Source organism: Pseudomonas sp. H1h (genome assembly GCF_000633255.1).
Lineage (GTDB): Bacteria > Pseudomonadota > Gammaproteobacteria > Pseudomonadales > Pseudomonadaceae > Aquipseudomonas.
This window is the reverse complement of the sequence record NZ_AYMJ01000013.1, coordinates 32,346-45,418: the sequence shown is the minus strand read 5'-3', so window position 1 is coordinate 45,418 and position 13,073 is coordinate 32,346. Positions and strand designations below refer to the sequence as shown.

Below are 13,073 nucleotides of genomic sequence, written 5' to 3'. Positions count from 1 at the left end.
GAGCGGGCTTGCTCGCGAAGGCGTCAGTGCAGTCAGTATTTTTGGTGACTGACACGCCGCCTTCGCGAGCAAACCCGCTCCCACAGGGGATTGGCGTAACAGGCTAGCTCATCTGCTCAACCCGATCCCGTCCGGCCTGCTTCGCCGCGTACACGCCGGAATCCGCTCGCAACAACAGCGCATCTGCGCCCTCCCCCGGTCGCCAGCTGGCGATGCCGAAACTGGCCGTCACCACCCCGACCACATCCACCGGCGAACTGCGCAGCCCCTGCCATAACTCCTTGGCAAGGATATAGGCGTGCTTGCCGTCGATATCCGGGCACAGCACCATGAATTCCTCGCCGCCCAGACGGCAGAACACATCGGTGCGGCGCAAGCGATGGCCGATGCGTTCGCACACTGCCTGCAACACGCGGTCGCCCACGGCATGGCCGTACTGGTCGTTGATCCGTTTGAAGTGATCGATGTCGAGCATGATCACCGACAGCTCTCCACCGCCACGCTCGACCCGGGCCATTTCGGTGGTCAGGCGTTCCTGGAAATAACGCCGGTTGTGGATGCCGGTCAGTGAGTCGGTAACCGACAGCGCCCGCAGTTCTTCTTCCACCCGCTTCAGATCGGAAATGTCCGAGATGTAGCCGTGCCACAGCACACCGCCGCCCGGCAGCTCTTCCGGCGTCGCCTCGCCGCGCACCCAGCGCAGGCCGCGCTCGGGCAACTGCACGCGGTATTCCTCGCGCCACGGGCTGAGGCTGTCTGCCGACGCCCGGATCGAGCTGCGTACCCGCGAGACATCCTGCGGATGAATGCGGGTGAAAATTGCCTCGGCATTGAGCAGCAGCACATCCGGCTCCAGCTCGTAGATCTCGCGGATGCCGTCGCTGGCATAGATCACGCTGAAGCGTCCGTCGAACTCCATCTTGAACTGGTAGATGCCGCCGGGCACATGGGCGCTGAGTTTTTTCAGCAGCACATCACGCGCCGCGAGTGCCTCGTGCACGCGCTTGCGCTCGGTGATGTCGATGCAGATCGCCAGATGACCGACCCACAGGCCCTGTTCATCGAGCACCGGGGTGGCGAGCATGTTCACCGGCAGATGACTGCCATCGCTGCGCACCAGCGTCCACTCGCGCGCCTCATGACCGCCCACCTCGCCGCCCTCGACCAGCATCGCGTGACAGGTCGGAATGCTCTTGCCGTAACGCGCGCTCAACTCCGCCGAGCGCGCTGTGAGTTCGCGCGGCAGGTGCAGGTTTTCCAGGGTCATATGGCCAACGACATCGGCGCTGCTGTAGCCGAGCATCTGTTCCGCGCCGGGGTTGAAGGTGTTGATCACCCCGCGCAAATCGGTGGCGATGATTGCAACCTGGGTCGCGGCGTTCAGCACCCCGCGCAATTGACCGTGGGTGCCGCGCAGTTCCTGCTCGCGAGCGTGCAGTTCCTGAGTGCGCAGTTCGACCATGCGCAAGGCGCGCTGGCGCTGGCTGACCAGCACGTAGAGCAATGCGCTGAGCAACACACTCAATAATCCGCCGAGAATCACCACACTGCCGACTGACGAATGATTGGCCTGCATAAATGCTTCGCTCGGCAGAATATCGACCTGATAGTCGTGATCGGCCAGGCGTACAAGGCGCGTCGCCGACAATTCACTGGCGGCCGGTTGATTGCTCGACTCGAACAGTACCTCGTGTTGATCGTTGGTCGACAGATCGAGGATGCGCACCGAGAGGTAGTCATGGAACGCATCCGGCAAACCATCGGCCAGCAACTGACGCATGCTGATCACCGCCATCACGTAGCCAAACGGCCGCCGCCCGACCTCACGGGTTACGGGCGCCACCAGCAGCACACCGCGCGCGTAAGAGGGTTCGATACTTACCAGGTGCATCGGTTGCGACACCGCCAGATTGCCGAGTTTTTCGGCGCGCTGCAGGGTGTCGCGGCGCAGCGGTTGCGCGAGCAAATCGTAGCCCAAGGGCGAGCCGAGGCGGCTCTGGGTCTGGCTGTACAACACCGGCACGTATTCATCACGCACGGCCGCCAGTTGCAGTTCGTCCTGTGCGTTGAGTTCGCGAATGGTAAAGGTGTTCAGGCCTTCGTCCCGCACACGCTGCTCGAACGCCGGGCGCTCGGCCGCACTGACCCGCGGCGCATACGAATAGGCCTGGGTGCGCAGTAATAGAGGTTGGGTGTAGCCGTCGAACTCGGCACGGGACACGGATTCGGAGTTGGCGAAGAAACGGCGCAGACCGTCGAGGCGCTGCTCCTGATCCTGAAAGCGTTCTTCGATGCGGCTGTAGCGCTCATTGGCGAGCAGTTGAAAACGCTGAAGCAATTGATGATGAAACTGGTTGAGGGTGGCCCAGGCGAGCAGCCCCGTGAGAATCCCGCCGGCGAGCAATACCAGCAGCGCGACCAGCCAGGCCGAGACTTCTTCGCTGATAAAACCCAGAATCCTTGGGCGCACGGGGTGCAACGACATAAGGGCAACTCACTACGCCAGTGTTCCGGGAAAGCCCCATTGGCCATGAGTGAGTTATAGCTATTAGCCATTAATTTGGCTAGCGTTGATCGGATCCAAGAGCCGTTAAAAATCAAGGCTCTGTGGATCCAACCTGGGCAAGTGTCAACGAGCCGTGATTTTCCAGGCGCGATGAATCTTGGTGTTGCGGGCGAAATCCGGATCGATGGTCTGCGCGCTGATTTCCTCGACCGCGTAACGCTCGGCCAGGTTCTCCTCCAACTGGAACTTGCGGAAGTTGTTGGAGAAGTACAGCACGCCACCCGGCGCCAGACGCGCCATGGCCAGGTCGATCAACTGCACCTGATCACGCTGTACGTCGAAGATGCCTTCCATGCGCTTGGAGTTGGAGAAGGTCGGCGGATCGATGAAGATCAAGTCGTACTCGTCCCGGCTGTTTTCCAGCCATGCCATCACGTCGCCCTGCTCCAGACGGTTCTTGTCGGAGAAACCGTTCAGCGACAGGTTGCGGCGCGCCCAGTCGAGGTAGGTTTTCGACAGGTCGACGCTGGTGGTGCTGCGCGCACCGCCCTTGGCCGCGTGCACGCTGGCCGTCGCGGTGTAGCAGAACAGATTGAGGAAGCGCTTGCCGGCCGCCTCTTTCTGAATGCGCATACGCATCGGCCGGTGGTCGAGGAACAGCCCGGTGTCAAGGTAGTCGGTAAGGTTTACCAGCAGCTTGACGCCGCCTTCGCTGACTTCGTTGAACTTGCCTTGCGCGGCCTGACGCTCGTACTGCTTGGTGCCGCTCTGGCGCTCGCGGCGCTTGACCACCACGCGGCTCTTGTCGACGTTCAGCGCCTGCGGAATCGCGGCCAGGGCATCGAACATGCGCGCCGAGGCTTTTTCCGGATCAATGGACTTCGGCGCAGCGTATTCCTGCACGTGCACCCAATCGTGATACAGGTCGATGGCCATGGCGTATTCCGGCATGTCGGCATCGTAGACGCGGTAGCAATCAATGCCTTCGCGCTTGACCCACTTGCCCATGGCCTTGAGGTTTTTTTGCAGACGGTTGGCAAACATCTGCCCGCCTTCGCTCAAGCGCGGCTGCTCGATCACCGGAGCCGGGGCTGGCGTCGGCTTGATCGGGTTGCCGTTTTTGTTGAACTTGCGCTCTTGCGGCTCGTCCGGGGTCTGGTCGTAAGCGGCTTGCTCGCGCTCGGCCTGACGCTGCTCCGGGGTGCGGCGCTCGCCAGTGACGAACTGATCCGGCAGCACTTTGATCAACAACAGCTTGCACGGCAGCGCGCCGTTCCAGAACGAATACTGTTTGTGGCTGCGAATGCCCATGCGCTTGCCCAGATCCGGCGCACCGGTGAACACCGCTGCTTCCCAGTTCAGGCAGGCCTGACGCAGGCGCTCGCCAAGGTTCTGGTAGAGGTACAGCAGGCTGGCTTCATCACCCAGACGCTCGCCATACGGTGGGTTGCAGATCACCAGACCTTTCTGGTTCTGGTCCGGACGCGGCTCGAAGGTCGCGACTTCACCCTGGTAGATCTTGATCCACTCGCTCAGACCCGCACGCTCGACGTTGTTGCGGCCCGGTTGAATCAGGCGCGGGTCGGCTTCGTAACCGCGAATCCACAGCGGTGGTTTGGCCAGACCGGCAGCGGCACGCTCGACCGCTTCTTCATGGAGCTTTTTCCACAGCGCCGGCACGTGGCCCAGCCATGCGGTGAAGCCCCACTGCTCACGGCGCAGGTTCGGCGCCATGTCGGCGGCGATCATGCCGGCCTCGACCAGGAACGTACCGACACCGCACATCGGGTCAGCCAGCGCGCCACCTTCGGCAGCAATGCGCGGCCAGCCGGAACGGATCAGGATCGCCGCCGCGAGGTTTTCCTTCAGCGGTGCAGCGCCCTGCTGCAGGCGGTAACCGCGCTGGTGCAGGCTGTGGCCGGAGAGATCAAGCGACAGGATCGCTTCGCCGCGATCCAGGCGCAGATGGATGCGCAGGTCCGGATTGAGCTTGTCGATGGACGGGCGGTCGCCTTGCGGAGTGCGCAGTTTGTCGACGATGGCGTCCTTGACCTTCAAGGCGCCGAAGTGAGTGTTGTCGATCCCCGAGCCGTGGCCGCTGAATTCAACGGCCAGGGTGCCGTCGCTGAGCATGTGGTCCTGCCACTCGACGTCGAGTACGCCGTGGTACAGGTCTTCGGCGTCCTTCATCGGGAAACGCTTGAGCACCAGCAATACTCGGTTGGCCAGACGCGACCAGAGGCACAGGCGGTAGGCGGTTTCCATGGTCGCCATGCCACGCACGGCGGAGGTGTGCTCGCGGGCTTCTTCAAGGCCAAGCCCGACGGCTTCCTCGATGAGCAGGCCTTCAAGGCCTTTGGGGCAAGTGAGGAAGAGTTCGAAACGATCGGACATGGTATTTCCAGAGCCTTTGGCTAGTGAATCGGCAACGCATTGCCGATCCGGTTTTCAATCAGGCGCTTTTCTAAAAGAGCGCCCGCGTGGCACGAAGGTGTGCCGTTCCATCCCTGCTGCTCGGGTTAAAAGAGCTTAGATGCAAGGACAGATAAAAAAGTTGATGAAACAAAAAGTCTTAAAGCGACCCTTCGTCGCTTAGTACCCCAGCGCAAACGTGGGTCATTCTCACTAAAGGATTAACCCCATCATCCAGCGCGGGGCCGATCATACCGGGGTTTGGTGAAAAAACGTTCATGAAACCCGTCGTTACTTATGGCTGTAGCACTATTTTCGTTACGTCCTTATGACAAAACGATCATTCCCTCGGTGTGACTCATTGGTTAGAACTGAACACAGGTTGACGTCGCAACGGCGTCAACACCTTGGCTCGCCACGCCGGCAGCGAGCCGCCCCCGGCAGAGTTTTTCTGCCAGACCTCGGTTGAGGTCAACGCGACACAAACAGTCAACAAGTGAGGGAAACACCCTATGAGAAGACTTAAGCGTGATCCGTTGGAAAGAGCATTTTTGCGCGGATATCAATATGGCGTTGGTGGCAAATCCCGCGAGCTTTGCCCATTTACTCTACCGTCGGTACGTCAAGCCTGGATCAACGGCTGGCGAGAAGGACGCGGCGACAACTGGGACGGTATGACCGGCACTGCGGGGATCCACAGACTCAACGAACTTCACGCCGTCGGCTGACACAGGGCATTAATTCCGACACGACAATCTGAATTTTTAGCGACTTACCATGCACGTCCTTCCCGGACGGCGGGCTGCGGCCCAGGGGCTCCTTCGAGGAGCCCTTTTTTATGCCTGCAAAATCACTTGAACTGCACACATAACCTGTGGGAGCGGGCTTGCTCGCGAAAGCGGTGCTTCTGTCAGCATCTTCGGTGACTGACACAGTGCTTTCGCGAGCAAGCCCGCTCCCACAAGGGGATCAGCGCAGGGCGGCGATCGCGTCGACCGATTCGCGAATCAACGCCGGGCCTTTGTAGATGAACCCGGAATAGATCTGTACCAGGCTCGCACCCGCCATGATCTTCTCGGCCGCGTGCTTGCCCTCGGTGATACCGCCAGCGGCAATGATCGGCAACCGACCACCCAGCTCAGCCGCCAACACCTTCACCGTGTGCGTGCTCTTCTCGCGTACCGGTGCGCCGGACAGACCGCCGGCCTCGTCACCATGCTCCATGCCTTCGACGCCCACGCGGCTCAGGGTGGTGTTGGTGGCGATTACCGCGTCCATACCGGTCTCAATCAACGCCTGAGCCACTTGCGCGGTCTCTTCGTCGGTCATGTCCGGGGCGATCTTGATCGCCAGCGGAACATGTTTGCCGTGACGCAGGGCCAGTTCGGCACGGCGCGTGGCCAGGTCCGCCAACAACTGCTTGAGCGAATCACCGAACTGCAGACTGCGCAGGCCCGGGGTGTTCGGCGAGCTGACGTTGACGGTGATGTAGCTGGCGTGGGTGTAAACCTTGTCCAGGCAGATCAGGTAGTCATCCACTGCACGCTCGACCGGGGTGTCGAAATTCTTGCCGATATTGATCCCCAGCACGCCCTTGTATTTGGCCGCCGCGACCCGCGCCAGCAGGTTATCGACACCGAGGTTGTTGAAGCCCATGCGGTTGATGATCGCCTCGGCTTCCGGCAGGCGGAAGATCCGTGGCTTCGGGTTGCCCGGCTGCGGACGCGGGGTCACGGTGCCGATCTCGACAAAACCGAAACCCAGTTGCGAGAAACCGTCGATGGCCGCGCCGTTCTTGTCCAGACCGGCCGCCAGACCCACCGGGTTCGGGAAGTCCAGGCCCATGACCGTCACCGGCACGTTCGCCGGCTTCTTGCACAGCATGCCGTTGAGGCCCAAACGCCCACCCGCGCCGATCAGATCCAGCGACAGATCGTGGGAGGTTTCCGGGGAAAGTTTGAACAACAGCTGACGGGCCAGGGTGTACATGGGCGGCGATGACTCGGGCGGTGAAAAGAGGCGGCGATTATAGCCGGGCAACGCCCCTCGGCGCGAGGCACACAGGCAAATCAGCCCGACTGGCATATGGCGGCGTGCAGGCACGGACAATGGGGTCGTCAGCGGTTTGGTCTGGGCAAAGCCCGGGAAGGTCGCCCGCAGCCCGTACGGGCTGATTTACGCCGTGCATCTGGGCACCGGCGGCTTAGCCCTCCCCCCCGCGACATGGCGGTGCTGATGAGGCTGAACCAAGGACGGGTGTGCAGTCTGCCGGCCATTGTGTGGGCGTAAATATTTGCGCTTCACCAAATCGCAGGCAAAGAAAAGCCCGGCCTGAGCCGGGCTTTTCTCAAAGCGGCGAGCTAATTACTTAGCTTGAGCTTCAACCTGCGCTTCTACGCGACGGTTAACAGCGCGACCAGCTTCAGTTTTGTTGTCAGCAACTGGGCGGGATTCGCCGTAGCCGATCGACTGAACGCGGGACGACTCAACACCGTACTGCTGGGTCAGAACTTGCTTAACGGCGTTTGCACGACGCTCAGACAGTTTCTGGTTGTAAGCGTCAGGACCGACGGAGTCAGTGTGACCTTCAACAGTGGTGTGAGTGGCTGGGTACTGCTTCATGAAGTCAGCCAGGTTCTTGATGTCAGCGTAGCTGTTTGGCTTGACGACCGACTTGTCGAAGTCGAATTTCACGTCCAGCTCTACACGAACAACTTCAGCAACTGCTGGGCAGCCATCAGCGTCAACAGTTACGTTGGCTGGGGTGTCCGGGCACTTGTCAACGTTGTCGCAAACGCCATCGTTGTCGCTGTCGGAGCAGACTTCAGCCGGAGCTGGAACTGGAGCAGCAACTGGCTTGCCGCCGCCACCGAAGTTCACACCCAGACCAACCGATGGTGCGTAGTCCCAACGGCCGTTGTCCAGTTTGTAGTCAGCTTCTACGCCAGCACGGGCGAAGAAGTTTTCGGCGAAGTAGTACTTAACGCCAGCGCCAGCAGTCAGGAAAGTCGACTGGTCGCGACCGGTGTGGCCGTCATCAGCTACGTTGGTCAGAGTGCCGTGCTTAACGCCACCTTCAACGTATGGACGCAGAGCGTCGCCAGCGTTGTTGAAGTGGTATTGAGCGGTCAGACCGAAGTTGTCACCGCGCAGTTTCTGGCTGCCGGTGCCATCGTTCGAACGGGTGTGGTTGTTACGATCCCAGCCGAAGTTGATCGAGACGTCATCGGTCAGGAAGTAACCGATTTTGGCGCCTGGGTTGAAGCCGTCTTCGACGTGATCAACACTGTCGTTGTACTGCTTCTTGTAGTTGATCTCGCCTTCAACTGCGCCTTGGCCTTGTGCCAGTGCGCCGAACGAAGTAGCGGCAATAAGAGAACCAATGGCCAAGCCCAAGGTGTTTTTCAGTTTCATCCGTTAAATCCCCATCTGGTGATTGTGAAGCAGTCCCGCAAACCGGGGGACAACTCGGCGGCAAGTCTATCAGAACTTGCCTACACGTAAGAGATATTTGCGCTGAACTAAGTTTCAGCAATGCCTGCAAATTTCTCACGCAATTTGTCTAGAGCACGTTTGTACCGCATTTTTGTCGCACTCAAACCCATGTGCATGATGTCTGCGATCTCCTGAAACTCCAGCTCTGCGACAAATCGTAGCACCAGAATTTCACGGTCAATCGGGTTCACATACACCAGCCAGCGATCGAGTCCGCCCTTCTCCTCGGGTTTCGGCGCCTTTTCTTCCGACGCTTCTTCCAGGGGGTCCAGACTCAAGGCGTCCATCAAGCGACGCTTTCGCCGTTCCTTCCGATACTGCGTGATGCATTCGTTGTAAGTGATGCTGTACAGCCACGTTTTGAACTTCGATTTCCCCTCGAAGTTCTTCAGGCCGTACAGCACCTTCAGCATCACTTCCTGACAGACATCGTCTGCGTCGCGATCGTTCCCAAGATATCTCGCACAAACGTTAAATAATGTTCGCTGGTAACGCCGCATCAGCTCTTCATAGGCGCGCGTCACGTGAAACAGCTCGGTATGCGAGCGCGCGACCAACTCCTCATCAGAGAGCTCACGGGGGTCATAGCGCGTGGATAGCGTTTGGGCTTTATTCAAAACAAGTCGTGCCGACAGTCAGGTCAATGTCCGCCGCTACCCTCTCAGGGCATTTTGCGGCGGCATACATTAGCAGGGTTTGCCGGGTTAGCGGCTACTCACATGCTGTTCCAGCAGGATCCGATTGGAAAGTGAGACTAGCTCACCCTCATCGGTCAGCAATGTGGTTTTAACCGTGCCGATCTCTTCGATCTGGCCTTCGACCTCACCAACACGCACTTGTTGCCCAACCTGATACAACTCACGCACATAGATTCCCGCAAGAATCTGACCGGCAATTTCCCGGCTTCCCAAACCCATGGCCAGCGCAACGGCCAGACCAACGGTAATCAAAACGATGACAATCACATGGTTCAACAGGTCGGTTTTGACCTCAAGCTGACTGATCGCCACCGAGATACTGATGATGATCACCAGCCCTTGAGCAATTCGACCCAAACCCGAAGCGTAGTCCAGCCCTACGCCTTCTGCCGCACCGCGCACCAGTCCGTTGGCCAGTTGGGCAAGCAAAACACCCACCAACAGCACCAGCGCGGCGCCGAAAACTTTCGGCAAATACAACGCCAGCATGTCCAGCGTAGCTGAAACTCGCTCAAGTCCAAGGGACTCTGCTGCAGAAACCAGGAAAATCAGCAGAACGAACCAGTAGACGATTTTACCGATCAGGGTCGAGATCGGCACTTGCAGCCCGGCCCGCGACATCAATTTGGTCAGCCCGGTGCCGCCCATCAAGCGATCGAGGCCCAGCTTGGCGAGCAACTTGGACAGCAAGGTATCGAGCAGCTTGGCCACCACGAAGCCCAACAGCAGCACCACCAGTGCGCCGAACAGGTTCGGGATAAAGTTGGCGACTTTGGTCCACAACGCAGTCATTGCAGTGACGAGGCTCTGAGTCCAGAGATCAAGTTCCATATTCAATCAGCCTTATCAGCAGTGCGAGCGGTAGTTTTACGAAGACGGGAAACCGGCGAGACGTGGGCCGAGCCGTTATTCAGGGCGATCATCAGCGCGGGCAGCCAGCGGCCCAGCAAGCTGAACAGATCACCGGCGCCGACCTGGCGGTTGGCGGTTTTGAGTACGCGACCCAGGCAGGCATCGTCGTCGCGGCTGGACGGCGAGGCGTTGAGCATGTCGCGCAAAGACTGTTCAAACGGATCGTGCATACGCACCTCTCGTGATGTCTGTGAAAGACGCGGGCAAATTTGGTCGGGTCACATGCTGCATTTTCATACCCAGCGCAAACGGCGGAATAACCACCATTGACCAAAGGCCATGGCCAACACCGTCAGACAGGCAATGAGGAAACCATAAGGGCTGCTCGAGAACGGAATTCCGCCCACGTTGATGCCCAACAGACCGGTGAGAAAACTCATCGGCAAAAAGATGCAGGTGATGATGCCGAAGCGGTACATCGTGCGATTCATGCGCACGTTCAAACGCCGGTCTTCGGCCTCCAGCACAAGCCCCATGCGCTCTCGAGTCAATTCGAGCTCTTCGAGATAGCGGGTCAGACTGTTGTTCAATTCGTTCCAGTAGTCGGCGTCATCGTCGACAAACCACGGCAGTTTTATCCGCGTCAGCTGTCCGAAAATATCCCGCTGCGGCGCCAGGAAACGCTTCAGTCCGGCAGCCCGGCGACGGATGTGCAAAATCGAGCCATGCTCGGGGGTATACCGTTCGTCGGCATCCAGTTTTTCTTCCTCTTCATCGACCAGTTCCGACAGGCACGTGACCAGATCCTGCACCTTGTTGGTGAGGAATTGCGCCAGATACAGGATCAGTTCGGAGGAGGTTTTCGGTCCCTTGCCCTCGCTCAACAGCGCCAGCAGTTCATCGGTGGCGCGCAGCGGGCGCAGACGCAACGAGATCACGCGCTGGGCGGAGGCGAAAATCCGCACCGAGACCATGTCTTCCGGCTCGGCCCCCGGGTTGAGGTTGACCCCGCGCAGAAACAGCAACAGCTCGGCATCCGGCAACGGCAGCAGGCGCGGACGGGTGTTTTCTTCCAGCAACAGGTCGCAGCTGAACTCATTCAGGCCGCTGGATTTGCGCAGCCAGGTCTGGGTTTGCGGATGACTGCGATCCCAATGCAGCCACAGACTCTCATGAGCCTGCAGTTGCAGATCGTCGAGCTCAGTCCGGGCTATCGAACGCGCACCGCCTTTACCGTCCAGTACCAGGGCATGCACCAGCCCCCACTGCGCGTTTTCTTCCTCGAACATCCGCATCCCTTTGTCGAAAACTTTATTCAGGCATCTTCAGCGGGCTCGGCGAAACGATCACGCCGTTGTTGTCCGCATAAATGAATTGGCCTGGGTGGAACGTCACACCGGCAAACGTCACCGGCACGTTGAGGTCGCCGATACCGCGCTTTTCGGTCTTCATCGGATGGCTGGCCAGCGCCTGGACACCGAGATCGGTCTGAGCGATGACGTCGACGTCACGGATGCAACCGTAGATGACCATTCCTTCCCAGCCGTTTTTCGCCGCTTTCTCGGCGATCATGTCGCCCAGCAGCGCACGACGCAGCGAACCGCCGCCATCGACCACCAGCACTTTGCCGTTGCCCTTGAGTTCGGCCTGCTCTTTGACCAGCGAGTTGTCTTCGAAACATTTGATGGTCACGATTTCGCCGCCGAAGGAATCACGGCCGCCGAAATTGCTGAACATCGGTTCCAGCACCTGCACCAGCTCCGGATAGGCGTCGCACAGGTCAGGCGTGAGGTAATGGTTCATCGAAAAACTCCTGTAACAAGGAAGACGATCAAGGATGTCGCACTCTGTTGAAACGAGTCCCGGCGGTCGCTGTTTACCTTAGTTCATGCAATGGTCGCTGAACGAACCTGAACAAACGCTGAAACGTAATAGCTAAACAGCCACCAAATATGACCAGAATTGCACAATGCGTCATATCTTAGCCGCAAGCCGATACGAACGAAATGCCCTTTTCAGAGCCTGCGCTCAAACCGCCGCGGCCAGGTCCGGCTTCTCGCCCAGCAGCGGTGTGTGCTGATCCTGCAGCCAGCGCGCCACCAGCGGCCAGACCTCGGCCTGTGCTGCCTTGCTCACCAGCATCTCGACATGCCCGAAATTGTCGCTGAAGCCTTGTTCCCGCCCCAGATTGACGAACTGCTTGTGCTCGGAGCCGATCTGTTCGAACAGTTTGCGACAGGCCCACGCCGGATCCTGATGATCCCCCGCCGCCGTCACCGCCAGCACCGGCACTTGAACCTCGGCAAGCCCGGCCCACCAATCCTTGTCCTTGTCGCCAAAGCGGCCGAACAGGCCGTACCAGCGCATGCTTTCCAGCGCCAGCCCGATCGGTTCGTCTTCCGGGCCGCGCTTGAGGCGCGAGCCAGACAATTGCGCGAAACGCTTGAGAATGAAGCGCCCGCTCCACTCCACCGGCGGGATCTTTAGCGGCCAGTACGTGCGGCTGACCTGGGTGCCGAAAAACGCCGCCGAAGCCACCGCCGGTTCGCCTAAGTATTCACCGCCCAGCGCCGCCGCCAGGGTGATGCCGCCCAGCGAATGACCGATCCAGTGCGGCACCTGCCCGCTCTGCTCACGCACGAATGCAGCAATCGCCGGCAGATCGTATTTGGCGTAGTCGGCAACACGGTTCCTGCGGTATTCCTCGTTGCGCTGCGACAGACCATGGCCGCGCATCTCCGGAATCCACACATCAAAACCCAGTCGCGTCAGATACGCGCCAAGCCCGAGGCCTTTTGGCGAAAACCAGAAGCGTCGATTGGAAAAACTGCCGTGCAACAAAATCACCGGCGCGCCACGGGGCGCCGTGTCGTCGGCCATGCCCAAACGGGTGACGGCGATCTCCACGGACCAGTCCGGGCTGTTGCCGGGTTTCAATCGATAAACGTCTTCGCTCAGATCACCGCGTCGTTCGGCGCTGATCAGGGCGACAGGAAACAGGTTGCTGCTGCTTTGCATAATGCTCTTGCACAAAAAAGGGCGGCATCTACAGGAGCCCGCCCTACTCAAATCTCAAAACCCGCCCCTTGCAGGAGTGAGCCTGCTCGCGA

The 13,073-nt window shown here is 59.6% G+C and carries 11 protein-coding genes; 1 reads left to right on the top strand and 10 read right to left on the bottom strand.

The genetic code is table 11. The annotated features are described in order from the left end of the window. Nucleotides 1-103: 103 nt before the first annotated feature. Both U862_RS0110340 and rlmKL read right to left on the bottom strand, forming a co-directional pair. Nucleotides 104-2,485, bottom strand: coding sequence for a diguanylate cyclase (locus U862_RS0110340; RefSeq protein ID WP_025110336.1), 2,382 nt, complete (start codon nucleotides 2,483-2,485; stop codon nucleotides 104-106). Between the two features lie 144 nt (nucleotides 2,486-2,629). Beyond that, nucleotides 2,630-4,900, bottom strand: coding sequence for a bifunctional 23S rRNA (guanine(2069)-N(7))-methyltransferase RlmK/23S rRNA (guanine(2445)-N(2))-methyltransferase RlmL (gene rlmKL, locus U862_RS0110335; protein WP_025110335.1), 2,271 nt, complete (start codon nucleotides 4,898-4,900; stop codon nucleotides 2,630-2,632). A 530-nt stretch (nucleotides 4,901-5,430) separates the two neighbouring features. Here rlmKL and rmf point away from each other — a divergent pair. After that, a complete protein-coding gene (gene rmf, locus U862_RS29510; protein ID WP_003223300.1) occupies nucleotides 5,431-5,646 on the top strand; it encodes a ribosome modulation factor in 216 nt (71 codons plus the stop codon). A 241-nt stretch (nucleotides 5,647-5,887) separates the two neighbouring features. Here the strand turns inward: rmf and U862_RS0110330 are convergent, their stop codons facing one another. From U862_RS0110330 to U862_RS0110295, 8 genes are all read right to left on the bottom strand, one after another. Further along, entirely contained in the window at nucleotides 5,888-6,907 is a 1,020-nt protein-coding gene (locus U862_RS0110330; RefSeq protein WP_025110334.1) for a quinone-dependent dihydroorotate dehydrogenase, read from the bottom strand. Nucleotides 6,908-7,282: 375 nt separating this feature from the next. After that, nucleotides 7,283-8,332, bottom strand: coding sequence for an OmpA family protein (locus tag U862_RS0110325; protein WP_025110333.1), 1,050 nt, complete (start codon nucleotides 8,330-8,332; stop codon nucleotides 7,283-7,285). Nucleotides 8,333-8,439: 107 nt separating this feature from the next. Further along, nucleotides 8,440-9,030, bottom strand: coding sequence for an RNA polymerase sigma factor SigX (sigX, locus tag U862_RS0110320; protein WP_011333251.1), 591 nt, complete (start codon nucleotides 9,028-9,030; stop codon nucleotides 8,440-8,442). 87 nt (nucleotides 9,031-9,117) lie between these two features. Then, nucleotides 9,118-9,942, bottom strand: a complete 825-nt coding sequence (locus tag U862_RS0110315) for a mechanosensitive ion channel domain-containing protein (RefSeq protein ID WP_007916401.1) — start codon at nucleotides 9,940-9,942, stop codon at nucleotides 9,118-9,120. Nucleotides 9,943-9,944: 2 nt separating this feature from the next. Continuing rightward, a complete protein-coding gene (locus U862_RS0110310; protein ID WP_003223293.1) occupies nucleotides 9,945-10,193 on the bottom strand; it encodes a hypothetical protein in 249 nt (82 codons plus the stop codon). A 63-nt stretch (nucleotides 10,194-10,256) separates the two neighbouring features. Further along, nucleotides 10,257-11,252: a zinc transporter ZntB gene (locus tag U862_RS0110305; protein ID WP_025110332.1), complete on the bottom strand. Its 996-nt coding sequence runs from the start codon at nucleotides 11,250-11,252 to the stop codon at nucleotides 10,257-10,259. Nucleotides 11,253-11,274: 22 nt separating this feature from the next. Next, nucleotides 11,275-11,766 carry a ribonuclease E activity regulator RraA gene (rraA, locus tag U862_RS0110300; RefSeq protein WP_025110331.1) on the bottom strand — a complete coding sequence of 164 codons (492 nt, stop codon included), beginning with the start codon at nucleotides 11,764-11,766 and terminating at the stop codon, nucleotides 11,275-11,277. Between the two features lie 225 nt (nucleotides 11,767-11,991). Further along, a complete protein-coding gene (locus tag U862_RS0110295; protein ID WP_025110330.1) occupies nucleotides 11,992-12,981 on the bottom strand; it encodes an alpha/beta fold hydrolase in 990 nt (329 codons plus the stop codon). Nucleotides 12,982-13,073 lie beyond the last annotated feature (92 nt).

Bases quoted from the DNA above. Each gene is read 5' to 3' on its own strand.
- U862_RS0110340 (WP_025110336.1), bottom strand. From the start codon at position 2,485: ATGTCGTTGCACCCCGTGCGCCCAAGGATTCTGGGTTTTATCAGCGAA.
- rlmKL (WP_025110335.1), bottom strand. From the start codon at position 4,900: ATGTCCGATCGTTTCGAACTCTTCCTCACTTGCCCCAAAGGCCTTGAA.
- rmf (WP_003223300.1), top strand. From the start codon at position 5,431: ATGAGAAGACTTAAGCGTGATCCGTTGGAAAGAGCATTTTTGCGCGGA.
- U862_RS0110330 (WP_025110334.1), bottom strand. From the start codon at position 6,907: ATGTACACCCTGGCCCGTCAGCTGTTGTTCAAACTTTCCCCGGAAACC.
- U862_RS0110325 (WP_025110333.1), bottom strand. From the start codon at position 8,332: ATGAAACTGAAAAACACCTTGGGCTTGGCCATTGGTTCTCTTATTGCC.
- U862_RS0110315 (WP_007916401.1), bottom strand. From the start codon at position 9,942: ATGGAACTTGATCTCTGGACTCAGAGCCTCGTCACTGCAATGACTGCG.
- U862_RS0110310 (WP_003223293.1), bottom strand. From the start codon at position 10,193: ATGCACGATCCGTTTGAACAGTCTTTGCGCGACATGCTCAACGCCTCG.
- U862_RS0110305 (WP_025110332.1), bottom strand. From the start codon at position 11,252: ATGTTCGAGGAAGAAAACGCGCAGTGGGGGCTGGTGCATGCCCTGGTA.
- rraA (WP_025110331.1), bottom strand. From the start codon at position 11,766: ATGAACCATTACCTCACGCCTGACCTGTGCGACGCCTATCCGGAGCTG.
- U862_RS0110295 (WP_025110330.1), bottom strand. From the start codon at position 12,981: ATGCAAAGCAGCAGCAACCTGTTTCCTGTCGCCCTGATCAGCGCCGAA.